Source organism: Streptantibioticus cattleyicolor NRRL 8057 = DSM 46488 (assembly GCF_000240165.1).
GTDB classification, from domain to species: domain Bacteria; phylum Actinomycetota; class Actinomycetes; order Streptomycetales; family Streptomycetaceae; genus Streptantibioticus; species Streptantibioticus cattleyicolor.
This window is the reverse complement of sequence record NC_017585.1, coordinates 1,599,081-1,622,410: the sequence shown is the minus strand read 5'-3', so window position 1 is coordinate 1,622,410 and position 23,330 is coordinate 1,599,081. Positions and strand designations below refer to the sequence as shown.

The 23,330-nt window shown below is 73.2% G+C and carries 18 protein-coding genes; 9 read left to right on the top strand and 9 right to left on the bottom strand.

Annotation, left to right across the window (positions count from 1 at the left end; genetic code table 11):
• Positions 1 to 38: 38 nt before the first annotated feature.
• From SCATT_RS34770 to SCATT_RS34745, 6 genes are all read right to left on the bottom strand, one after another.
• The gene (locus SCATT_RS34770; protein ID WP_014150633.1) at positions 39 to 218 is read right to left on the bottom strand and encodes an MbtH family protein; all 180 of its coding nucleotides are present in this window, start codon (positions 216 to 218) and stop codon (positions 39 to 41) included.
• On the bottom strand, positions 215 to 4,735 hold the full coding sequence (locus SCATT_RS34765) for a non-ribosomal peptide synthetase (RefSeq protein ID WP_014150634.1): 4,521 nt from the start codon (positions 4,733 to 4,735) through the stop codon (positions 215 to 217). Before SCATT_RS34765 ends, SCATT_RS34770 begins: the two co-directional genes overlap by 4 nt.
• Before the next feature lies 1 nt (position 4,736).
• Positions 4,737 to 9,884, bottom strand: coding sequence for a non-ribosomal peptide synthetase (locus SCATT_RS34760; protein WP_014150635.1), 5,148 nt, complete (start codon positions 9,882 to 9,884; stop codon positions 4,737 to 4,739).
• Positions 9,885 to 10,570: 686 nt separating this feature from the next.
• Positions 10,571 to 11,011, bottom strand: a complete 441-nt coding sequence (locus tag SCATT_RS34755) for a VOC family protein (protein ID WP_014150636.1) — start codon at positions 11,009 to 11,011, stop codon at positions 10,571 to 10,573.
• Between the two features lie 34 nt (positions 11,012 to 11,045).
• Positions 11,046 to 11,915 carry an AraC family transcriptional regulator gene (locus tag SCATT_RS34750; RefSeq protein ID WP_014150637.1) on the bottom strand — a complete coding sequence of 290 codons (870 nt, stop codon included), beginning with the start codon at positions 11,913 to 11,915 and terminating at the stop codon, positions 11,046 to 11,048.
• 65 nt (positions 11,916 to 11,980) lie between these two features.
• Positions 11,981 to 12,445: a cupin domain-containing protein gene (locus tag SCATT_RS34745; protein WP_014150638.1), complete on the bottom strand. Its 465-nt coding sequence runs from the start codon at positions 12,443 to 12,445 to the stop codon at positions 11,981 to 11,983.
• A gap of 211 nt (positions 12,446 to 12,656) precedes the next feature.
• Between SCATT_RS34745 and SCATT_RS34740 the strand changes: the two genes are divergently transcribed.
• From SCATT_RS34740 to SCATT_RS34725, 4 genes are all read left to right on the top strand, one after another.
• Entirely contained in the window at positions 12,657 to 13,028 is a 372-nt protein-coding gene (locus SCATT_RS34740; RefSeq protein WP_014150639.1) for a YciI family protein, read from the top strand.
• Positions 13,025 to 14,248, top strand: a complete 1,224-nt coding sequence (locus tag SCATT_RS34735) for an RNA polymerase sigma factor (protein ID WP_014150640.1) — start codon at positions 13,025 to 13,027, stop codon at positions 14,246 to 14,248. The genes SCATT_RS34740 and SCATT_RS34735 overlap by 4 nt, the downstream gene beginning before the upstream one ends.
• Before the next feature lie 95 nt (positions 14,249 to 14,343).
• A complete protein-coding gene (locus tag SCATT_RS34730) occupies positions 14,344 to 14,664 on the top strand; it encodes a hypothetical protein (protein ID WP_014150641.1) in 321 nt (106 codons plus the stop codon).
• 123 nt (positions 14,665 to 14,787) lie between these two features.
• The gene (locus tag SCATT_RS34725; protein WP_014150642.1) at positions 14,788 to 15,036 is read left to right on the top strand and encodes a hypothetical protein; all 249 of its coding nucleotides are present in this window, start codon (positions 14,788 to 14,790) and stop codon (positions 15,034 to 15,036) included.
• Between the two features lie 30 nt (positions 15,037 to 15,066).
• On the opposite strand, the gene SCATT_RS34720 is transcribed toward SCATT_RS34725, so the two are convergent.
• A complete protein-coding gene (locus SCATT_RS34720; RefSeq protein ID WP_014627106.1) occupies positions 15,067 to 16,257 on the bottom strand; it encodes a methyltransferase domain-containing protein in 1,191 nt (396 codons plus the stop codon).
• 421 nt (positions 16,258 to 16,678) lie between these two features.
• On the opposite strand from SCATT_RS34720, the gene SCATT_RS34715 reads away from it, so the two are divergent.
• Together SCATT_RS34715 and SCATT_RS34710 are read left to right on the top strand one after the other, a co-directional pair.
• Positions 16,679 to 17,686 carry a hypothetical protein gene (locus SCATT_RS34715; RefSeq protein WP_014150644.1) on the top strand — a complete coding sequence of 336 codons (1,008 nt, stop codon included), beginning with the start codon at positions 16,679 to 16,681 and terminating at the stop codon, positions 17,684 to 17,686.
• Between the two features lie 106 nt (positions 17,687 to 17,792).
• Positions 17,793 to 18,440 carry a class F sortase gene (locus SCATT_RS34710; protein ID WP_014150645.1) on the top strand — a complete coding sequence of 216 codons (648 nt, stop codon included), beginning with the start codon at positions 17,793 to 17,795 and terminating at the stop codon, positions 18,438 to 18,440.
• Between the two features lie 41 nt (positions 18,441 to 18,481).
• On the opposite strand, the gene SCATT_RS34705 is transcribed toward SCATT_RS34710, so the two are convergent.
• Together SCATT_RS34705 and SCATT_RS34700 are read right to left on the bottom strand one after the other, a co-directional pair.
• Positions 18,482 to 19,531: an aldo/keto reductase gene (locus SCATT_RS34705; protein WP_041823817.1), complete on the bottom strand. Its 1,050-nt coding sequence runs from the start codon at positions 19,529 to 19,531 to the stop codon at positions 18,482 to 18,484.
• 72 nt (positions 19,532 to 19,603) lie between these two features.
• Positions 19,604 to 20,515 (bottom strand): NADP-dependent oxidoreductase, encoded by a 912-nt coding sequence (locus SCATT_RS34700; protein ID WP_041823538.1) that lies wholly within the window; start codon positions 20,513 to 20,515, stop codon positions 19,604 to 19,606.
• Positions 20,516 to 20,678: 163 nt separating this feature from the next.
• Between SCATT_RS34700 and SCATT_RS34695 the strand changes: the two genes are divergently transcribed.
• The 3 genes from SCATT_RS34695 to SCATT_RS34685 all read left to right on the top strand — a co-directional run bounded on the left by SCATT_RS34695 (position 20,679) and on the right by SCATT_RS34685 (position 23,319).
• Entirely contained in the window at positions 20,679 to 21,638 is a 960-nt protein-coding gene (locus SCATT_RS34695) for a LysR family transcriptional regulator (RefSeq protein WP_014150648.1), read from the top strand.
• Positions 21,639 to 21,757: 119 nt separating this feature from the next.
• A complete protein-coding gene (locus SCATT_RS34690) occupies positions 21,758 to 22,165 on the top strand; it encodes a YciI family protein (protein ID WP_014150649.1) in 408 nt (135 codons plus the stop codon).
• A gap of 8 nt (positions 22,166 to 22,173) precedes the next feature.
• Positions 22,174 to 23,319 carry an RNA polymerase sigma factor gene (locus SCATT_RS34685; protein ID WP_014150650.1) on the top strand — a complete coding sequence of 382 codons (1,146 nt, stop codon included), beginning with the start codon at positions 22,174 to 22,176 and terminating at the stop codon, positions 23,317 to 23,319.
• Positions 23,320 to 23,330: the final 11 nt, after the last annotated feature.

The following is a 23,330-nucleotide window of genomic DNA, read 5'->3' as shown; positions in this document are numbered from 1 at the left end:
GACTGACTCCTCGGGTTGTGGGTGCGGCGGGGCGGGTGTCAGGCGGGACGCGGGCCGGCCCATACCTTCTCGACATGGTCGAGGCAGCTGTCCCGGTCACCGCGGACGCCGACCTCACGCCAGCCGCCGGGCACCGCCCGGTGGACGGGCCACACCGAGTACTGGCCGGCGTCGTTGACCACCACGGTGTAGGTGGCCGGCGGTTGCCGCTCGCTCATCGGGTCCCCTCCCCGCCCCGCCACGTGGTGACGAAGCCGTCCGGTGCTTCGGTCATGTGCTGGATGGCCGCGAAGAAGTCGGCGACGTAGCCGTGGAGTTGTCCGGTGGTGACGGCGGTGTCCGCGCTGTCCACGATCAGCATCGACCGGTCGGACGCCGGGTCCTGGACGAACGCCACGTTCAGCGCGAAGTGGTTGGGTTCCCGGCGCACCGTCGGCTCCACGCCGAGCCGCGGGTCCACGATGCGGGTCCGCCCCTCCGCGAGGCGGCCCAGTGCGTGGAACCGGTTGAAGGTGAAGCTGCAGTCCAGGGTGGGATCGGCCAGGTGCCTGGCGATCTCGCTGTACGGTGTCCTGCGGTGCGGCGTGATCTCGCTCTCCTGCTGGTGCACCGCACGCACCAGCGAGGTCCAGGTGTGTCCGTCGAGCGGTACGCGCAGCGGGACGGTGTTGAGGAAGACACCACGGGCCTCGGTGCCCGCACCGTCCTCCAGCCTGCCGTTGACGGTCAGCCCGGTGACCACCTCGTGGGTGCCGGCCAGCCGGGAGATCGCCGCCACGTGCGCGGCCAGTGCGACGCTCTTGGCGCCGACCCCGTTGGCGGCGGCGAACGACGGCACGCGGGCGGCGAGCGCGGCCGGCAGGGTGCGTTCCAGCACGCCGGTGTCGGCGCCGCGTCCCGCCGTGTGCCGCCCGGTGCCCAGCCGGGTCGGGCGGACCCCGGTCATCCGGCGTTTCCAGAACTCCCGCGACGTCGCTGATGCCTTGGCCCGCGCCTCCAGGGCCACGTAGTCGCGGAAGAGGGAGGCGGGTGGCGGCGGCGGAGGGCTGTCCGGGTCGTCGCGCAGTGCGGCGTGCCGTTCCAGGAGTTCGGCGAAGACCGAGGTGAAGCTCCAGCCGTCCAGGATGGCGTGGTGTTCGACCAGGGTGAGCTGGTAGACGTCCTCGGCCAGGCGTTGGACGAGGACGCGCAGCAGCGGTGCGGTGGCCAGGTCGAAGGCGACGGCCCATTCGCGCAGCGCCAGGTCGGTGACGCGGGCCAGCTGTGCGGACTCGCCCACCCCGCGCAGGTCTTCGACGACCAGGGGCACCGACACGTCCCGGTGCACCAGTTGCATCGGTTCGCTGAAGGAGACCAGGTCGAAGCTGGTGCGCAGCACCGGGTGGCGGTGTACGACCTCGGTGAGGGCGGCGGCGAACGCCTTCTCGTCGAAGTCGCCGGACATCCGGTAGCTGTTGACGTTCTGGTAGGGGCGGCGTCCCGGGTCGGCCTCCATGTGGTAGACCATGGCGAGTTGCATGGCGGTCATGGGGTAGGCGTCGTCCAGCCCGGGGGGCAGGAAGGCGCGGTCGGCCGGCGGGACCAGTGCGAACGGTGCCTGGCCGACGGTGTCGGCGGGCCCCTCGGCACGTCGCAGCTGGGGTGCCAGTTCGGCCAGTACGGGGGTGGTGAAGAACGCCTCCAGGTCCAGCTCGTAGCCGCGTTCGCGGAGTGTTCCGGCCACTTGGACGCTGCGGATGGAGTCGCCGCCGAGGGAGAAGAAGTTGTCCTCCCGGCCGATGTCGTCGACCCCGAGGACCTCCTGCCAGGCCTCGGCGATCAGCCGTTCCGCGTCGCTTTCGGGCGGGGTGTGGCGGGTGCCGCGTCCGACGTCGGCCCGGGGCCGGGGCAGCGCGCGCCGGTCGACCTTGCCGTTGGAGGTCAGCGGCAGCCGGTCCAGCGGCATGATGACGGAGGGCACCAGATGGGCGGGGAGGCGTGCGCCGAGGAAGGTGCGGACCTCGGCGGGGCCGGCCTCGCCGACCACGTAGGCGACCAGGTGGGGCGGGGTGTCCGGGTCCTGGTGCGCGACCACCACGCAGTCCTGGATCCGCGGGTGTGCCAGGAGCGCGTGGCGGATCTCGCCCGGTTCGATGCGGAAGCCCCGGATCTTGACCTGGTCGTCGCCGCGGCCGTGGTACTCCAAGGTGCCGTCCGGACGCCATCGGGCCAGGTCGCCGGTGCGGTACCACGGTGTGGTGTCGCCGGGCACCGGTCCGGGGGCGAACCGCTGGGCGGTCAGCTCCGGGTTGCCGACGTAGCCCTTGGCCACGCCCGCGCCGCCGACCACCATCTCGCCCACCACACCGATGGGCACCGGTGCGCCGTGCGGGTCGAGCACCGCGACGGACAGGTGTGGCAGCGCGCGGCCGATTACGCTGTGCTGGAACGCGTGCGCCGACTCGATCTGATGTGCCGTCACATGAATGGTGGTCTCGGTGATCCCGTACATGTTGCACAACCGGGCCGCCGGTGCCTTGGCCCGCTCGAACCAGGCGGCGACGTGGTGCGGCTGCAACGCCTCGCCGCCCAGCACCACCCAGCGCAGGTCCTCCAGCGGAACGGGGAGTCCGGCCGACGCGGAGGTCAGCTGGGCCAGCGCGGACGGGGTCTGGCTGAGGACGGTGACCCGTTCCCGTACCAGCAGTTCGGCGAAGCGCTCGGGGGCCCGGGCGACCGGCAGGGGAACCACGACCAGCCGCCCTCCGTGGAGCAGGGCGCCCCACGTCTCCCACACGGAGAAGTCGAAGGCGTACGAGTGGAACGCGGTCCACACGTCGTCGGCGCCGAAGGCGAACCGCCCGGCCACCGCGTCGAAGAGGGCGGTGACGTTGCGGTGCGCGACCTCCACGCCCTTGGGGCGGCCGGTGGAGCCGGAGGTGAAGATGACGTAGGCGGAGTCGTCGGCGGAGCCGGCGAGTGACAGGTTCTCCGGCGACCACGATCCCGACGCCACCGCGCCGGCCACGTCCTCGTCGCGCAGCACCAGCCGGACCCGTGCGTCGCCGAAGACCACCTCCTGCCGTTCGGCCGGGTCGGCGGGGTTGACGGGCACGTAGGCGGCTCCGGCCTTGAGCACCGCGAGGACCGCTTCGACCTGGGCCGGGCCGCGTTCCAGGCAGAGGCCGACCCGGTCTCCCCGCTCGACGCCGCGCGACCGGAGGTACCGGGCCAGCCGGTTGGCGCGGGCGTTCAGCTCGGTATAGGTGAGGTGTTCGTCGCCGTGGGTGACCGCGGTGCGGCCGGGGTGTTCGGCCGCCACCCGCTCGAACGCCTCGTGCAGCCGGGGGCCCGCCGGGACCCGGGGCGCGGCGACCGGCTGGACCACCGCGTGGTCCTCGTCGGTGAGCAGGTCGACGACGCCGATACCGACCCCGGGGTCGGCCAGCACCCCCTCCAGCAGCCGCATCCAGCGCCGCGCCATGCGCACCACCGTCGCCTCGTCGAAGAGGTCGGTGTTGTACTCCACTTCCACCCGCGCCCCGGCGTCCTCGTCGCAGACCGACCAGATCAGGTCGAACTTGGCGGTGCCGGTGTCGATCGGCATCGGGCTCGCGACCGCGTCGGCGAGCCGCAGCGATTCCGCGCCCCGGCCGTCGTGGTAGCCGAAGACCACCTGCACCAGCGGGGAACGGCCGCCCGACCGGTCGGGGAGCACCCGGTCCACCACGGCGTCGAACGGCACGTCCTGGTGGTCGAAGTCCTCCAGCACACCGTCGCGGACCCGCTCCAGCAGGTGCCTGAAGGCCGGCTGCGTCCCCGTGTCGATCCGCAGCGCCAGCATGTTGACGAAGTACCCGAGCAGGCCCTCCAGTTCGAGCCGGTCGCGGCCGGCCACCGGGGTGCCGATCACCAGGTCGTCCTGGCCGGTGTGGCGGTGCACCAGGGCGGCGAAGGCGGCCAGCAGCACCATGAAGCCGGTGGCGCCCTCGCGTCGGGCCAGGTCGCGGGCGCGGTCCAGCAGGCCCTCGGGGAGCGGCACGGTGGCCGTGGAGCCGTGGAAGGTCTGGGTCGCGGGACGGCGGCGGTCGGTGGGCAGCGCGAGCGACGCGGGAGCGCCGTCCAACCGGTCCCGCCAGTACGTCAGTTGACGCTCGAAGGCGGCGCCGGTCATCCGTTCCCGCTGCCAGCGGGCGTAGTCGGCGAACTGCACCGGCAGCGGTTCCAGGGCCGGCGGACGGTCGTGCTCGGCCGCGGCGTAGAACTCGGACAACTCCCGTTCGAAGACGGACGTGGACAACTCGTCCCAGACGATGTGGTGGACGACGACCGCCAGGATCCACCGGTCCGGACCCGTCCTGAGCAGGCAGCCGCGCAGCAGCGGCCCCCGCTCCAGGTCGAACGGCCGGCGCACCACGTCGTGCAGCAACCGCGCCGCGTGGGACTCGGGGTCCGGGTCGGCGGTGAGGTCGTGCGTGGTGAACGGTACGACCACCTCGGGGCGGACGACCTGTCTCGGCTCGCCGAGGGCCGCCGAGAACACCGTGCGCAGCGCCTCGTGCCGTGCCACGACGCCATGCAGGGCCCGTTCCACCGCAGCCGGGTCGAGCCGGCCGCGCAGCCGTCGGACCCACGGCAGGTTGTAGGTGGCCGTCCCCGGTGCCCACCGGTCGAGGAACCACAAGGACCGCTGACCCGAGGAGAGCGGTGCCGTCGTCTCACCGGCCCGGGTGATGGGCTGCCAGGAAGCGCTCATCTCACCTCACCTCGCTGTCGAGTTCGGTCACCGCTCGCACCCACTCGGCGTCGCCGAGTGGTGGCAGCGAGGCCACCGCCGAGGCGCGTCGCTCCACTTCCTCGACGGAGTCGGCGCTGGCCCGCACGGACCGGGCGAGCTGGGCGACGGTCCGCGACTCGAACATGGCGCGCAGCGGTACGTCGGTGTGGAGCGCCACCGCGATCCTGGCCCGTACCCGCAGGGCGTTGAGCGAGTGCGCCCCCGAGGTGAACAGGTCCTGGTCCCGGTGGAGTCCGGGCTGGTCGAGCACCATCGACCAGATGCGGTTCAGCACGTGCACCACCGGTTCGTCGCCGTCCGTGTCGTCCGTCCCGGGCACGGACGCGCCGGAAGGCAGTGGCTCCCCGGCGTCCCCGGCCCGCAGCGCGGAGCGGTCCGCCTTGCCGTTGGCGGTGAGCGGCACCTCGGTCAGGCGGCGGAAGTGCGTGGGAACCATGTGGTCGGGCAGTACGGACGCGGCCCGGGCCCGCAGTTCCGCGGCGTCGACCTCGCGGCCGGGCGCCGTCACCACGTATGCCTGCAACCGGTGGTCCTCCCCGTCGGGTACGAGGACGGCCACCGCGGTGGAGACCGCCGGGTGCCCTTCGAGTACGGTTTCGATCTCGCCGGGTTCGACACGCTGGCCGCGGATCTTCATCTGGTCGTCCAGCCGGCCCAGGTATTCCAGCTCCCCGTCCTCGCGCAGCCGCGCGGTGTCGCCGGTGCGGTAGAGCCGGCTTCCGTCGTCGGCGAACGGGTCGGGTTCGAAGCGGTCGGCGGTGAGCCGTGGCTGGTTGAGGTAGCCGATGGCCACGGCCACCCCGCCGATGTGGAGTTCGCCGGGGGTGCCGGGGGGCACCGGTTCGCCGTCGGGGCCGAGGACGTGCAGCCGCACGCCGCTGATGGGGCGGCCGATCGGAGTGGTGCGGGCGGTCGGCGGCAGCGGCCGGCACCGCCAGGCGCTGACGTCGACCGCGGCCTCGGTCGGGCCGTAGAGGTTGTGCAGTTCCCCGGGCATCCGGCGGAGGAAGTCGTCGACCAGCCGGGGCGGCAGTTCCTCACCGCTGCACACGGTACGGCGCAGCGACCGGCACCCCTCGACACCCGGCTCGGCGAGGAAGACCCGGAGCATCGACGGCACGAAGTGCACGGTGGTCACCCGCTCGGCGTTGATCAGATCGCGCAGGTAGCCGGGGTCGCGGTGGCCGCCGGGCCGGGCCAGGACCAGGCGCGCGCCGGTCATCAGCGGCCAGAAGAACTCCCACACCGACACGTCGAAGCCGAAGGGTGTCTTCTGCAGCACCACGTCGTCCGCGGTCAGCGGGGACCAGCGGTCCATCCACGCCAGGCGGTTGTGGATGGCCCGGTGGGAGACGGCGACCGCCTTGGGCCGCCCGGTGGAGCCGGAGGTGAAGATCACGTAGGCGGGGTCCTCGGGTCCGGCCGACGGCACCGGGTCCTGGTCGGACTCCTCGGCCCACCGGTCCGGGTCGTCGAGGTCGAGCACGGTGGCCTTCCCCGCGGGCAGCAGCGGGACGAACCGGCGCTGGGCGAGCACCACCGGGGCGGCCACCTCGGTGACCATGTGGTCGAGGCGGCCGGCCGGGGACTCGGGGTCGAGCGGGAGGTAGGCGCCGCCGGACGCCACCACCGCGAGCAGCGCCACCACCAGGTCGAGGGAGCGTTCGGCCAGCACGCCCACCACGACCCCGGGGCCGACCCCGAGTGAACGCAGCCGGTGGGCGAGGCGGTTGGCCGCCGCGGTCAGCTCCGGGTGGCTGAGGTGTGCCCCGTCGATGGCCACGGCCGGACGTTCCGGGTCCCCGGCGGGCCGGGAACGCAGCAGGTGGTTCAGGGTCCGCTCGTCCGGTGGCGTATCGCCGTGGTGGTGGGCGGCGGATCCGTGCGTGCCGTCGGCGGCGGGCGCCGGGCTGCCCGGCCGGTCCTCCACTGGTGCGGCATCCATGTCGGTCCTCCTCGGTGCCGGCTCGGACGCGGGTGGCGCCGTGGCCTCCCGCCAGGCGCGGGGCGCGGTGTCCGGCTCGTGCACCGCGTCGCGTAACAGGGCCTTCCACTCCTCGACCAGGTCGCGCACGGTGTCTTCGTCGAAGAGCCCGGTGTTGTATTCGACCACTCCGTGGAAGCCGCGTTGGTCGTCGGTGACCTGCCAGCTGACGTCGAACTTCGCCGTCCTGGTGGGGAGCAGCGCGCGACGGGCAGTGAGCGGTCCGGCCCGCCATCCGTCGTCGCTGTGGCGGTGCATCTCGAAGACGGCCTGGACCAGGGGCGCGTGTGAGGTCGGGCGGTGGCCGAGCACCCGGTCCACCACGGCCTCGAACGGCACGTCCTGGTGGCCGAGGTCGGCCAGCACGGTGGTGCGGACGCGGCGCAGCGCCTGGCGGAACGTGGGTTGCCCGGACAGGTCGACGCGCAACGCCAGCAGGTTGACGAAGTTCCCGATCAGCTCTTCGAACTCGGGCTTGCCGCGACCGGCCACCGGGGTGCCGAGCACCATGTCCTCCTGGCCGCTGTACCGCCGCAGCGTCGCCGCGCAGGCGGTGAGCAGGACGAGGAAGGGGGTGGCGCCCTCCTGCCGGGCCAGGGCGCGGACGCGGGAGGCGACCGGCGTGGGCAGCGCGAACTCGACGGTGGCGCCGTCGTACGAGGGGTGTTCCGGACGGGGCCGGTCGGTGGGCAGACGCAGCAGGGTCGGCGCTCCGGCGAGACGTCGGGCCCAGTGGTCGAGTCCGGCCCGGTGGGTCGGGGAGGCGGCCCTGCGTGTCTGCCAGGAGACGAAGTCGTCGTAGCCGGCGGCCAGTTGCGGCAGCCGGGGTCGGCGCCGCTCCACGGCGGCGCCGTACGCCTCGGCGAGTTCGCGCTCGAAGACGGCCAGCGACAGTTCGTCCCAGACCAGGTGGTGGAAGACGGTGAGCAGTATCGCCCGGCGCTCGCCGGTGCGTACCAGTACCGCTCGCAGCAGGGGGCCGTTCTCCAGGTCGAACGGGGTCTCGGCGGCGGTCCGCAGGCAGGCGGTGACCGCCTCGTCGTGCTGGTGGTCACCGCCCGGTCCGGACGGCGGGGTGGTGGCCGGCTCCACCAGGTCCAGGTCGATCGTCAGTTCCGGGCGGATCACGCGCCGTGGGGCGCCGAGGTCTTCGGTGAAGACGGAGCGCAGCACCTCGTGCCGGGCCACCACCGTGCGCAGGGCCCCTTCGAGCAGGGTGTGGTCGACCGGTCCGTCGAGGTGGAACGCCCACGGCACGTTGTAGGTGGCCGTGCCGGGTGCCCAGCGCTCCAGGAACCACAGTGAACGCTGGCCCGCGGACAGGCCGTCGTCCTCGGGCCGGTCGGTGGTCGCGCCGTCGGGCAGGGGCTGCGGCGTGGCGGACTGTGCCCTGCTCTCCCCCGCGACCTGGTCCAGGACGTCGGCCAGTTCGGCCAGGGTGGCCGCGGAGAAGACGGCTTCGGCGGGCAGGCCCGGTCCGTACTCGGCGATGAGTTCGGCGGCCAGTTGCAGCGCGGCGAGCGAGTCGCCGCCCAGGGCGAAGAAGTTGTCGTCCTTGCCGACCCGGGGCACGTCCAGCATCCGGCACCATGTCTCGGCCAGTGCCTTCTGCGTGGCGGTCGGCGCGGTATCGGGGGTGTGCCCGGCGGCGTCCTGGGTGGCCGGGGCGGGTTCGGGGAGCGCGGCCCGGTCCAGTTTGCCGTCGGCGGTCAGTGGCAGGGCGGGCAGCGGCACGACGGTGGGCACCATGTGCGGAGGTAACAACTCGCCCGCGTGGGACACCAGTTGGGCCGGTGTGGCGTCGGGGGCCACCACGTAGGCGACCAGGGTGGTGCGGCCGTCGGGAGTCGTCCGCCCCAGGACGGCGCAGTGGCGTACCGCGGGGTGGCGTTCCATCACCAGCCGCACCTCGGCCGGCTCCACCCGGAACCCTCTGATCTTCACCTGGTCGTCGGCGCGGCCGACGAATTCCAGGACCCCGTCGTCGGTCTTCCGGACCAGGTCGCCGGTGCGGTACATCAGGGCGTCCGGGGAGTCCGCCCACGGGTCGGGCACGAAGCGTTCGGCGGTCGTCTCCGGCCGGGCCAGGTATCCCCGGGCCAGTGGCGCGCCGCCGATGTAGAGCTCGCCGGTGCGCCCGTCGGGGACCGGTGTCTTCCGCTCGTCCAGCACGTACAGTCCGCGCCCGCCGCACGCGGTCCCGATGGGGATCTCGTCCTGTGGTGTCACCCCCGCCGGGAGGCGGAAGAGGGTCGAGGTGATGACCGCCTCGGTGGGACCGTAGGCGTTGAGCAACGGCACGTCCGGCAGGAGCCGCTGCCAGTCGGCCACCGCGCGGGCCGACATGCGTTCACTGCCCGAGATCATCAGTCTCAAGCCCCGGCAGGCCGCGGCCCGTTGTCCGTCGAGGGACGAGGCGAACGCGTTCCAGTAGCCGCCCGGCAGGTTGGCGACGGTGACCGCGTGGCGGTCGACGAGGTCGGCCAGTTCGCCGAAGGACAGCAGCCCGGGGCCGCGCGTCACCACGGTGGCGCCGACGATCAGCGGGGTCAGCGCCTGTTCCAGCGCGACGTCGACGTGCGGGGCGGCGAACCACAGGACACGGTCGTCCGCCACCAGTTCCAGCCGCTCGGCCATGTCCCGCAGGTGCGCCGCCAAGGCCCCTCGGGGGACGCACACGCCCTTGGGCCGCCCCGTGGTCCCCGAGGTGTAGAGGAGGTACGCGGTGTCGGCGTCCGTGGGGTCGGTGCCGGCCGCCGGCGGATCGGCCCGCCCCTCCGCGACGGGTTCGGCGCCGGGGTGGGGGCCGTCGCGCAGCACCACCGTGGCGCCGCTGTCCGCCAGCACCTGACGGCGCCGCTCGACCGGTGCCGTGGTGTCCAGCGGCAGGTACACGCCGCCCACGCGGAGGATGGCGAGCAACGCCACCAGGGTGTCCGCGCGTTCGGTCACGGAGACGGCGACGACGGTCTCCGGGCCGACGCCGCGTTCCCGTAGCCGGTCCCCCAACCGGGCACAGCGGGCGTCGAGTTCGGCGTAGGTGACCGGGGGACGTCCGTCGCACCGCACGGCCACCGCCCCGGGCGGCCATGCGGTGAGGGGAATGCTGAACCGTGCGGGCATCTCGAAGTCTCCCTACCGATCCGAAAGGAGAGTTGCACGACGTGCCGTCCCGCCTCACGGTCATGGCCGCGCCATGGCCGTCGGCGGGTGGATGCGCTGTTCAACGGAGACGGAAGGGTGAAGACACGGTGCCGTCGAGGTACGGGAACGCAGCGGAACAACGCCTTCCGTGTTCCGCCGATCCCGTACCGTCATCGCTGGCTGCGGACACCGTGGGTACCGGTCGCGGCCAAGCTGCGTCGTCCCACGGACACAACATCGTCGCCTGGCCCGAAAAGACTTTGCACTGACCATCGATCATAAATCAATATCCTCTTCGCGCCGGTGACCGGATTCCTACCATCGCGCTCGGTAACCGCCCGTCCGTTTCCACGGATGGCCTGCGGCGCTGACGGGCGTGGATCGTCGTCCGTATCCGACGATGGCCGGATCGGGCCGCTTCCTTCAAGCCGACGCGGCACCGGCCGCGGCACCCGCCCGCGGGAATGGCGACAGGTCGGCGGGCGGGTGGCCGGGGGACTCGCCGGCCCGCCGCGGGATCGGCGCGGCGGGGGAACGGATCGTGGACATACCGTCCACGGAGTGGGACGACACGCGAGTCGGAGGGTCACCGACCGCGACAAGGCGACGCCAACTCCCCTGCGACTTACGGCCGTTGTCGCTCGCCCGTCGTGAGAACGGCGCGCTCAGGCGTCCCGCGCGGTGCCGGCGGCGTCCGTCCCCGCGCCGGGGTGACCCCGGTAGGTGCCGAAGGACCACAGGTTGCCTTCGGGGTCGCGGGCGGAGAAGTCACGGGAGCCGTAGTCGGTGTCGTGGAGGGGGGAGGTGATCTCGGCGCCCGCGGCCCGGGCGCGGGCGCACAGGGCGTCGGGGTCGGCGGTGACCACGTAGGCGCCGAAGGCACCGGGAGCGAGCGGGCACGGGTCGGCGGGGTCGTCGCGGACGGAACCGAGCATGACGCCGCCCCCCTCCGGCCACGACAGCTCGGCGTGGTCGACGTGGTCCCCGTCGCCGTAGCGGACCGTCTCCCGGAACCCGAAGGCGTCGGTGAGGAAGCGGATGAGGGCATCGGCGTCGCGGGCCCGCAGGACGGGCCAGACCTGGGGTGGGGGTGGCGTACCGGCCATGACGATCACATCTCCTCGGGTCGTCGGACTGTGGTCACCAGCCTCGCCGCGCCGGCGGTCCGGGCACTTGGACGTTTCGGAACTCCTCGGCAAGCCAGCGGCTCGGCGGGCAGCCGGCCAGCGACCGGAACTCCCGCGCGAGGTGTGCCTGGTCGAAGTAACCGTGCACGGCCGCGATCTCCGCCAGCCGGGGCACGACCGACGGCACGGCGCCCGGAGACATCAGCTGCCTGCGGGCCCGGTCGAAGCGGATGACCCGCGCGGCGGTCTTCGGGCCGAGGCCGGTCTCCCGCCGGAACCGCGCCGACAGGTGCCGGGCGCTCCACCCGACGTCCTCGGCGAGCGCCGCCACCGGTACGGCACCGCCGCCGCGCATCAGCAGCCACCAGGCCCGCACCACCTCGGGCGCGGGCGGCGCCACGGCTTCACGTCGCAGCAGGGACAGCAGGACCTCGTCCAGCACGGCGAACCGCCGCCGCCAGGTCGCCGCGTCCCGCAGCCGTTCCCGCGCAGACGCCGCCACCGGACCGAGCACGGCGTCGGCGGGCACGTCGGTGTCCGCCAGCTCCCCGGCCGGCAACCCCAGCAGCGCTCGCGCGCCGAGCGGGCGCACCGCGAGCTGGATGCCCGACTGGCGGCCGTCGTGGCTGATGAGCGCCGGTCGGGTGTGCAGCCCGCCGAGCACGGTGTCGTACGTACCCGGGGCCTGCCGCGGGTCGGGGTGGCGGCTGACGGTCAGCGGGTCGTCGAGCGTGAAGATGAGCGTGAGCCACGGCGACGGCAGTCCGCGGTGGAGTCCGGGCGCAACGCGTTCCTGCCGGTATCCGGTGTACCCGGCGACGTACGGCCGCAACGCGGGCGCCGGCCGGGCGCGGACCGATTCGTCGACGGCCTCGGTGTCCATGAGGTTCAGTATCGACCCGACCGCTGACATCCGGGGCCGTCCTCGGGCTCGGGTACGCACGGCGGTCAGGTGTGGCCGGTGACCGGTGTGGTGCCGTAGCGGCTCAGGAGCCGCCGCTCGGCCTGCCCGGTCAGCTCCCGGCCGTCGGCGAGGGCGTCGCGTACCTCGCGGAAGTACCGCACGAACAGGTCCGGGCTGAAGGTGGCGAGGAAGACGACCGGTTCGTCCGTGGGGTTGGCGAAGGTGTGCGGGACGTCGGGGGGCACGACGACCAGCGTCCCCGGCGGCACGTCGCGCTCGCGTTCCCCGATGGTGAACCGCGCGGTGCCGGAGAGGATGTAGAAGCCTTCGTCGTGCCGGGCGTGGCGGTGCAGGACGGGACCGCTGCCGCGCGGGGCGAGCGTCACCTCGCTGATGGCAAGGCGGTGCCCGGTCGCGCTTCCGTCCTCCAGGATGCGCATCCGGATCGGTCCGAACTCGATGACCTCACCGCCGTCCGGCATGACGATCGACGCGTCGTGCACCGTCATGTCACCACCCTACGGACCTGGACGCGGGGTGCGCTCGCCGATCATGCCGGGCCCGGGCCCGTGGGCACGGACAGCAGCGCCGACGCGGGCGGTGGCCTTCCGCGGAAACTCGTGCGAGATTGCCCCGGTGCCGGTGTCAAGACGGCGGCGGCGACTCCGACCACCAGGTGAACGGCCCCCTCCGGGGCTCGCGGACCACGAGGAGTACGGCATGCAGTTCCTGATCAGCCTGCACATCGACCCGGCGGTGCTGGACGCGCTGACCGACGAGGAGAAGGCGGCGATCGGCGAGGGCCACGGCAGGTTCATCGAGTCGCTGAAGCGGTCCGGCGAGCTGATCACCACGCAGGCCCTGGTCGATCCGTCCCAGGCGGCCGTGGTGACCGTACGGGACGGCCGGCCGGTGGTCACCGACGGCCCGTTCCTGGAGGCCAAGGAGCACCTGGGCGGTTTCTACCTGGTCGACTGCGAGGACCAGGACCGGGCGATCGCGCTGGCCGCGCGGATCCCCGACGCCGCGATCGAGGGCCTGGGCGTCGAGGTGCGCCAGGTGATGTTCGCCGACGGGCACCTGGAAGCATGACCGCACCGGACATCGAGGACCTGCTGCGTGAGCTCGCGCCGCGGGTCCTCGGCGCGCTGGTACGACGGCACGGCCGGTTCGAGGACTGCGAGGACGCCGTGCAGGAGGCCGTCCTCGCCGCCGCCGTGCAATGGCCGGCCGAGGGCATGCCGGACAACCCGCGCGGCTGGCTGTCGACCGTCGCCTCCCGTCGGCTCGTCGACCAGATCCGCAGCGACCACGCACGCCGCAGGCGCCAGGCCGCGACCCTCACGCAGCCCCCGCCCGCCGAGGTGCCGGACACCGACGACACACTCGTCCTGCTGTTCCTGTGCTGCCATCCCACCCTGACCCCGGCCTCCCAGACCGCCCTGACGCTGCGGGCGGTCGGCGGACTGACCACCGCCGAGATCGCCCGCGCGTTCCTGGTGCCGGAGGCCACGATGGCGGCCAGGATCAGCCGGGCCAAACAACGCGTCAAGGCCGCCGGCGGCACCTTCGCTCTGCCCGACGCCTGGGAACTCGACGAACGGCTACGGGTCGTCCTGCACGTGCTCTACCTGATCTTCAACGAGGGCTACACCGCCTCCTCGGGCAGCACGCTGCACCGCGCCGACCTCGCACACGAGGCGATCCGGCTGACCAGGACGGTGCACGCGCAACTGCCCGAGGACAGCGAGGTCACCGGGCTGCTCGCGCTGATGCTGCTGACCCACGCCCGCCACTCGGCACGTACGACGGCCACCGGCGACCTGGTGCCGCTGGACGAGCAGGACCGCACCACCTGGGACCGCGCGCTGATCGACGAGGGCATGCGACTCGCCAAGGCGGCGCTGGCCGCCCCGGCGCTGGGACCGTACCAACTCCAGGCCGCCATCGCCGCCACGCACGCCGACGCGGCCACGGCCCAGAAGACCAACTGGCCGCAGATCCACACCCTTTACCTGATCCTGGAACGGATCGCCCCCAACCCCATGGTCACCCTCAACCGCGCCATCGCGCTCGCCGAGACCAAGGGCCCTCGGGCCGGGCTCGCCCTGCTGTCCACCCTCGACAACGACCCGCGCATGCGCGGCCACCACCGACTGCTGTCGGTACGCGCGCATCTGCTGGAGAAGGCCGGCGACACGGCAGGCGCGTACGAGCACTACCGGCGCGCCGCCAAGTCCACCGCCAGCACCGCCGAACAACGCCACCTGGAATCCCGGGCCGCCGCGGTCGCCGCCCGGCCACCGCATTGAAGCGCCCGGTCGCCGCCGGGCCGCTAAGGAGCGCGTGTCCAACGGGGTTCACGTCCGTTGAGCAGGGCGTGAAGCGGATGACAGGAGGAACGTCCATGGTCAGGCGAAGCGCGGCTGTCGTCATGGTCGCGGTGACGACGGTGGCAGGTGGCGCCGGCGGTGCCGCCGCCACCTCCGTCATCGGCGTCGGGAACAGCGCGCACTCCAACTCCTGCCGGAACACGACCGGACACGGGCCGCGCGCGGCCACGACGAGCGGCGCCGGGAGCGTCACGGGTCTGGCCGCCGCCCTTCCCGGCACGTCGCCGGTCAATCAGTGCGGAGACCTGGGCATCCCCAACATCGTCCTCTCCAACCCCGGTCATGGCACCGACATCATTCCGATCCTCGCCCCCACCATCACGATCCCTCAATAGGGGCTGCGCGGCGACCGACGATGGGCACCGCGCGGCTCCCACAACCGTGCGCGGGATCACACAAACGTGGCTGTGGACGCCGTTACGGCCCCTATGTGCCCGGTGGTCGACCAGGATGGGGTCATGGACGATCCTCTGCTCCTCACGGCCGACACCGCCATCAGTTGCGCGTTGGAGGGCGACGCCCGAGGCATCAGCCTTCTCCTCCACCAGCTGGACCTCGACGAGACGCGGCACGTGTCGATCTGCCTCGCCACCCGGGCCGCCGAGGCGATGCACGTGACCGGCGCCTGCGCGGGGCTGACGCAGGAGCAGATCGCCGCGGTGTGGGACTTCATCCGGACGAACGGCTTCGGCCCCGACGTGGGCTGACGCGGCCCCGCGGAGCGGCCGGTGACCGACTCACCCACCCCCCACCGGCACCCGCCGTCCGTCGGCCTCCAGCCACACCTCGTGGGTGCCGTCCGCCCGCACCGTCAGCCCGAATCGCTCCACCCCCGGCCGGCCGGCCGCGTCCCACCAACGCCACGCCGCCACCACCTCGTCCCACATACGGCGCGCACCCGACTGGTACACCGTGCCCTCGTCGCCCTCGGCCGGCCGGCGGACCGCGGCCCAGGACCGGTCGGTGAGGCTGATGAACCACACCAGCGCCTCACCGTCGCCGCGCTGCACCGTGTGCGCGCAGTCCGGCACGGCGAGCCCCACCGCGAACGGCGCGGCCGTGAAGGGCCCGCCGGGGACCATCGAGAACGGTGACAGATCCGTCTTCGTGACGGTGGCCTCCGCCGGGAAGCCGTCCGGCAGGTACTCCTCGAACCGCGGCCACACCAGCCGCTGCGACCGCGCCTTCATGAACTCCACCCCGCCGGTGAACCGCCCCGACGCGCTGCCGTCGCCGGCCGCCACGAGCCGCGCCAGCGCGTCCTGGTTGGTGAAGTCCGTTCCCCACGGCGCGAGAACGATCCCGCCGGGGCGGGTCTGGGCCGGCCACGCCGCCGGGACGGACCGCGTCCCGCAGGTGGCGACGATCCGGTCGTACGGCGCCCCGCCGGGCCAACCCCGCAGCCCGTCGCCGCAGATCACCCGGGGGTGGCGCCCAGCCTCGGCCAGGGCCTTCCGCGCGGTCGCGGTGACCGTGGGGTCGACCTCGACGCTGGTGACGTTCCCGTCGCCCAGCCGGTACGCCAGCAGCGCCGCGTTGTAACCGGTACCGGTGCCGACCTCCAGCACCCGGTCTCCGTCGGCCACGTCGAGGTCGCGCAGCATGCGGAAGACCACCGAGGGCATGCTGCACGAACTCGTGGGCACGCGGCCGGGGTCCGGGCCCTCGTGGGTGCCGTCGTCCCACTGCGTCACGATCGGCACGTCCGAGTCGGCGACCCGCAGCCAGCCCTCCGGGTCGGCGGAGCGGTCGACGGCCTGGTTCCGGCGGGTGTCCATGTCGTGCGCCCACATGACGTCCGGCAGGAACAGGGCCCGGTCCACGGCCTCGAAGGCCGCCGTCCAGTCGTCGGTCAGTACGCCGGCGGCGCGCAGGCGGCGGCCCAACTCGACGCGAGCCGGCCGTCGCCCGAGCTGATGTTGTGTCACTTCCGGTGTTTCCCGCCGCCCTGGGGCGTTTCGCCGTCCGGCGACGGCGGTTCCGGCTGCCACGGCTGACCAGGCAGGTTGTCCCCGCCCTCACCACCGTCCCTGTTGTCGGCCCGGAGCATCGGATCCATCTGCGGCACCTCCTCGACCCGGTTCGTGGCACCCAGTCAACTCCGGCCGCCCGTCGGTGGGTAGGGCGCACAACGCGAATGCACCCGGACGAGTGCGCGCCCGTGTACCACCGGACGGCCGGGACCGGATCCAGCGGGTCCGATTCCCGTCGACTTTCTGTGACAGTTCGTGGAAGGGCCTGTCAAAGAGCCTTCATAGGGTTGGTCTCACCGCACCGACTGACCGGCCCCACACGAACACGAGGAGCGGCCATCCACAACGACCTCTTCTCCATTCACGGGGAGTTTGCATGTCCATCACCTCCGGCGTCCGCGCGGGCCGCCGCGGCGCGGTCCGCGCCACGTTGATCGGGGTGGCCGTCGCCGCCGCCGTCCTCGGCCCGGTCTCCGGTGCCTTCGCTGCCGGTACCACCACGCCGGACACCACCGCCGGCGCCGCCGCGAGCCCCTCCGCCGCGCCCGGCGCGAGCAGCACGCCTAGCAGCACGCCGAGCGCCGCCGCGTCCGCGAAGCCCGCACCGCACGCCTCCGCGGCGACCCCGGCGAGCGGCACGCACTCGGCCCCGGCCGGCCCCTCCTCCGGGGCGAGTGTCTTCACCCTGGTCGACGGCGAGCGGGCGTTCGTCAGCAAGATGAAGGGCAAGGGCTTCTACCGGGCCGAGATCCCCGGCAAGAAGGGGCAGCCGCTGGCCGGCATCCTGGAGACGCACGGCCGGGACGACGCCATCGACCTGCACGGCATGCACGTGGTGCTGAACGCGGCCACCGGCTGGATCGCCTCCTGGTGGCTGAGCAGCACGGCCCCGGAGCCGCGCGACTGCACCGCCACGACGACGATCGCCTCGGTCTTCCCGCCGTACAAGGTGCTGCTCAGCAACGGCCCGGCCGGTCCGCGCGCGACGCTGCGGACCTCCGACGGACACATCCTGGCCGTCGTCGACCGCGCCCACCCGGAGAACCTCGACACCGGCATGCGGATCCGTGACATCGGCGGTGCGCCGGAGTTCTTCCAGCGGTCGCAGGGCGGTTCCATGCCGTGGGGTCCCGGACACGCGTTCCCGGCGCTGCCGAAGTGCCCGGCCGGCACCACGCCGGCGGGCACCGCTGCGGCCGGCGGGGCCACCACCGCCACCCAGACGACGGTGGTACCGGTCGGCGCGGTCGCCGCCGGGGTGGAGAACGGATCCGGCCACGACGACACCGCCGCGCTGACCGGCGCCGCGGTGGCCGCGGCCGGGGCGGCCGGACTGGGCGTCGCGGTGGCCCGCCGTCGTCGCGCCGCACGAGCCGACGGCTGACCCGGCGGTCACCTCACGAACGGGCCCCGCGGGCGGTGTTCCGCCCCGGGGCGCGGCACGCCGGAACACCACAACCCGTTCCCTCACCGTCACAGGAGCCGTGTCCGTGTCCCGACCCGCCCGTCCCCGCCGGTTCCTGGCACTCGTCGCGCTCTCGGCCGCGGCGCTGCTGCTCGGCTGCTGGACACTGCTCCACGCGCTCGCCGGCGGCGGCATCGACGGCCCCTACCGGGCCACCATCGCCCACTCCCCCGCCACCTCCACCGCCGCCCCGGACAACCACCCCGCGGCGCTGCCCGCCTCGAAACCGGTACGGGTACGCATCCCGTCCGCCGGGGTCGACACCGGACCCGTCCTCCCCCTGGGCCTGGCACCGGACGGCACCGTTCAGGTCCCCACGACCGCACAGGCCGACGACATCGGCTGGTACACCGGCGGCGTCACACCCGGGCAGACCGGCCCGGCCGTCCTCATCGGCCACTTCGACACCGTCGACGGCCCCGCGGTGATGTGCAACGTCTCCCGCGTCCGCGTCGGCGACCCCATCACCGTCAGCCGCGCCGACGGCTCCGTCCTGACCTTCACCGTCCAGCGGTTGCAGCAGGTCGACAAGGCCCACTTCCCGACCCGGGCGGTCTACGGCAACACCGACCGGCCCGAACTGCGCCTGATCACCTGCGGCGGCCCCATCACCGACGGCCACCACCCGGACAACATCATCATCTACGCCGACCTGACCAGCACCCGGACCTGAACTGCCCGCTCGTGGCCCGGGTGTCGGGCACGTCCGCCGACTCAGCCGGCGGCGCGCTCCACGAGGGGGCGGCGGCGCTGGGCGGGGTCGGTGAGGGCGGGCGGGGGCCAGGCGGCGTTGGGGTCGTACAGATCGGTGCCGGGCGGCACGATCTCGTCGATCCGGTCGAGCGTCGCGTCGTCGAGGGCGACCGAGGCACCCTTCAGCAGGGCGTCGAGCTGCTCCATGGTGCGCGGGCCGACGATCACCGAGGTGACGGCGGGGTGGGCGACGGTGAAGGCGACGGCGAGTTCGGGCAGCGTGCAGCCGATGCCCTCCGCGACCTCCACCAGCCGCTCGACGGCCTCCAGCTTGGCGGCGTTCTGCGGCAGCGTGGGGTCGAACCGGGCCGGGGCCAGCGCGGGACGTCCGCTGGACATGTCGATCGGTTGCCCCTTGCGGAACTTCCCGGAGAGGAAACCGAAGGCGAGCGGGCTCCAGGTCAGCACCCCCATGCCGTACCGCCGGCAGACCGGCAGCACCGCGGCCTCGACACCACGCGCCAGCAGGGAGTACGGCGGCTGCTCGGTACGGAAACGCATCAGCCCGCGCCGCTCGGCGACGTGGTGGGCCTCGACGATCTCCTCGGCCGGGAACGTCGAGCAGCCGAAGGCCCGGATCTTCCCCTGGTGCACCAGGTCGCTCAGCGCGCCGAGGGTCTCCTCGATGTCGGTCGCGTGGTCGGGGCGGTGCACCTGGTAGAGGTCGATCCAGTCGGTTCGCAGCCGCCGGAGGCTCTCCTCGACCTCCTTGACGATCCAACGCCGTGAGTTGCCGCTGCGGTTGCGGCCCTCGCCCATCTGGAAGTGCACCTTCGTCGCCAGTACGACGTCGTCGCGACGGCCGCGCAATGCCTTGCCGACGATCTCCTCCGACTCGCCGGCGGAGTACATGTCCGCGGTGTCGACGAAGTTGATCCCCTGGTCGAGCGCGGAGTTGAGGATGCGGGCGCAGTCGTCGTGGTCGGGGTTGCCGACCGCGCCGAACATCATGGTGCCCAGGCAGTAGGTGCTGACTTCGATACCGGTACGGCCGAGATGGCGATAGGTCATGGTCATGGCGAACACTCTACGAGTCCTGGTCAAGCGGGCGGGACGCGTTGGCCCGGCCGCGCGTGCCAGGGGTCAGTCAAGGGTGAGGACGAGCTTGCCGAGTCGGCCGCCCGCCTCCAGCGCCCGGTGCGCCTCCGCCGCCTGGGAGAGGGGGAACCGCCGGGCGACCGGCAGGTGGAGTTCGCCACGGGCGGCCGACTCGGCGACGCGGGCGACGGTTTCGGCCGAGCGGGTGCCGAACATCATGGTGATGCCGTACTGCCGGGCGAGTTGCGGAGCGGCCAGGGTCACGATGCGGCTCTTGTCCCGGGTGACGGCGATCGAGACGGTGATCGCGCCCTCGGACCCGGTGAGGTCGAGCGCGGCGTCCACACCGTCGGGGGCCGCCTCGCGTACCCGCTGTTCCAGCCGCTCGTCGTGGTGGACCGGGATGCCGCCGAGGGAACGGACGTGGTCGTGGTGGTCCGCGCGCGCGGTACCGATCACCATGACCCCCCGGGCGCGGGCGAGTTGAGTCACGACGCCGCCGACCCCGCCGGCGGCGCCGTGGACGAGGAGCGTCTCCCCGGCCGTCACCCCGAGCGTGCGCAGCGCGTTGAACGCCGCCTGGCCGACGGCGCCGATCGCCGCGGCCGTCTCCCACCCCAGCTCCTTCGGCTTGCGGGTGAGGTTCTCGGCGGGGACGACGACGTATTCCGCGTACGCGGCCATGTCCACGAACCCGATCACCTCGTCCCCGGCCGAGAACCCGGTGCCCGCGCCGGCCTGGTCGACCACCCCGGCGAACTCGTTGCCCAGTTGCCCGGGGAAGGAGATGTCGTACACGGCGTCGAACTCTCCCCGGCGGATCTTGGCGTCGATCGGGTTGAGCCCCGCCGCCTTGATCCGCACCCGCACCTGACCCGCCCCGGCCCGCGGATCGGGGAGGTCCGCCACCCGCAACACATCGGGGGTGCCGTAGGAGTCCATCACCACTGCCTTCATCAGGCTCGCCGCCTAACCTTCGATAGAGCGATTGCTTGCCGGACGCACCCTTCGTTCCTGGCTTGTCCGGCCCCTTTCGCCTACCAGTCAACGGCCTCCCCTGGAGTCGGGTCCAACACTCTTCACCGGACACGTGACAGCCGTACGCTGTTACGGTGAGGTGGTGGACCTTGATCTGCGCCAGGTGCGCTACGCGGTCGCCCTCGCCGAGGAGCTGCATTACGGCCGGGCCGCCGCCCGGCTCACCATCGCCCAGCAGACCCTCTCCGCCCAGATCACCGCGCTGGAGAAGCGTCTGGGCGTCACGCTGTTCGCCCGCGACCGCCGCCAGGTCGCCCTCACCCCGGCCGGTGAGGTCTTCGTGCAGCGGGGACGGCGCCTGCTCGCCGACGCCCGACGCCTCGTCGACGACCTCACCCGTACCCAGGCACCGCTGCGCGTCGACGTGCTCACCGAAGGGCTCACCCCCTCCGTCCTCGTCCAGCACCTGCGGACCCGGTCCCCCTGCCTGCCGTTCGAGGTCGTCCACAGTCAGGGTCTGGCCGCCGCGGTGCCCCGCCTGCTCTCCGGCGACCTCGACCTCGCCTTCGGCCGCGTCCACGGCCTCGGCCGGCCCCTTCGCGCCGCTCTCGCCACCATGCCCGTGCGCCTCGAACCCCTCGGCGTCCTCCTCCCGGCGGACCACCCCCTCGCGGCCCGCGACCAGGTGCCCCTCGCGGCCCTCGCCGACCACCCGCTGCTCGTCCACACCGCCGACGAGGCCGCCGAGTGGCGCGACTGGATCGAGGAGGCCGTCACCGCCTTCGGCCTCCGTGTCGCCCTGCGCGTCCGCGGACACGGCCGCGCGTCCATCCACGCCACGGTCGCCGCCCGCGGCTACCCCGCCTTCGGCCTCACCACCGGCGACCTCCCCGGCGGCCTCACCGCCCGCCCCCTCGTCGGCCCCGTGCCGCTCTACCCCTGGCACGCCGTCTGGAACCCCACCACCCCCTCACCGCCCACCCTCGACCGCGTACTGGAACTCGTCCACACCTACGCGCACGACCACCACTGGCACCGACGCCCCGCCGGTGACTGCTGGCTCCCCGAAGCCGACCGCCACCTCCTGCGAAGCTCCGGCTGACGGCCCCCACCGTTCCGTCCAGAAAAATTCCGCCCGGCGATGTCGAGAACCCGCGTCCGGCTCCGTCCCCGGGGTGAACGCGACCACAATGGGCCGCACCAGCACCGAGGAGAATCACGATGGCCAAGTACCTGCTGCTGAAGCACTACCGCGGCGCGCCGGCTCCGGTCAACGACGTGCCGATGGACCGGTGGACGCCGGAGGAGATCTCGGCGCACATGCGGTACATGAACGACTTCGCGGCCCGGCTGGAGAAGACCGGCGAGTTCGTCGACGGTCAGGCGCTCGCTCCCGAGGGGGCGTGGGTGCGTTACGACGGTGAGGGGCGCCCGCCGGTCACCGACGGGCCGTTCGCCGAGACCAAGGACCTCATCGCCGGCTGGATGGTGATCGACGTCGACAGCTACCAGCGCGCCGTCGAGCTGGCCGGGGAGTTGTCGGCCGCGCCGGGAGCGGGCGGCAGGCCGATCCACGAGTGGCTCGAGGTACGCCCGTTCCTGACCACACCGCCCACCATCACGGAGTGACCACCGCGATGGACGAGGCGTTGCTGAGGGGGCTCACGCCGAGCGTGATCGGCGTCCTCGTCCACCGCGGAGCCGACTTCGCGGCGGCCGAGGACGCGGTGCAGGACGCGTTGGTCGAGGCGGTCCGCGTCTGGCCCGCGAACCGGCCGCGGGACGCGAAGGGCTGGCTGGTCACGGTGGCCTGGCGCCGGTACCTGGACGCGACCCGGGCGGACGCGGCCCGCCGCCGGCGTGAGGACCGCGTCGGCGACGAGCCCGCGCCCGGGACCGCACCCGCGGTGGACGACACGCTCCAGCTCTACTGCCTGTGCGCCCACCCGTCGCTGACGCCGTCGTCCGCGGTCGCGCTCACGCTGCGCGCCGTCGGTGGACTGACGACCCGTCAGATCGCTCAGGCGTATCTGGTGCCGGAGGCGACGATGGCCCAACGGATCAGCCGGGCCAAGCGCACCGTGGCCGGCGTGCGGTTCGACCGGCCCGGCGACGTCGCCACCGTGCTGCGCGCCCTCTACCTCGTGTTCAACGAGGGTTACTCCGGTGACGTCGACCTCGCCGCCGAGGCGATCCGGCTCACCCGGCAGCTCGCGGCCCGGGTCGACCACCCCGAGGTGGCCGGGCTGCTCGCCCTCATGCTGCTCCACCACGCCCGGCGCGCCGCCCGGACCGCGCCCGACGGCAGCCTGGTGCCCCTCGCCGAGCAGGACCGCGGCCGGTGGGACACCGCGTCGATCGCCGAAGGCATCGGGATCCTCCAGGCGGCCCTCGTCCGCGACCGGCTGGGCGAGTTCCAGGCCCAGGCCGCCATCGCGGCGCTCCACGCCGACGCGCGCACCGCCGAGGAGACCGACTGGGTGCAGATCGTCGAGTGGTACGACGAGCTGCTGCGTCTGACCGGCAGCCCGGTCGTCCGGCTCAACCGCGCGGTCGCCGTCGGGGAGGCCGACGGAGCCCGCGCCGGCCTGGCGGCGCTCGCCGAGGTGGACCCCGCCCTGCCCCGCCACACCGCGGTCGCGGCCCACCTCCACGAACGCGACGGCGACCTGGCCACGGCGGCCCGGCTGTACGCCGAGGCGGCCCACAAGGCACCCGACCTCGCCGAACGCGACCACCTGACACGCCAGGCCGCCCGCCTCAACGCCCGCCGGAGCCGCTGACGGCGTTCCGC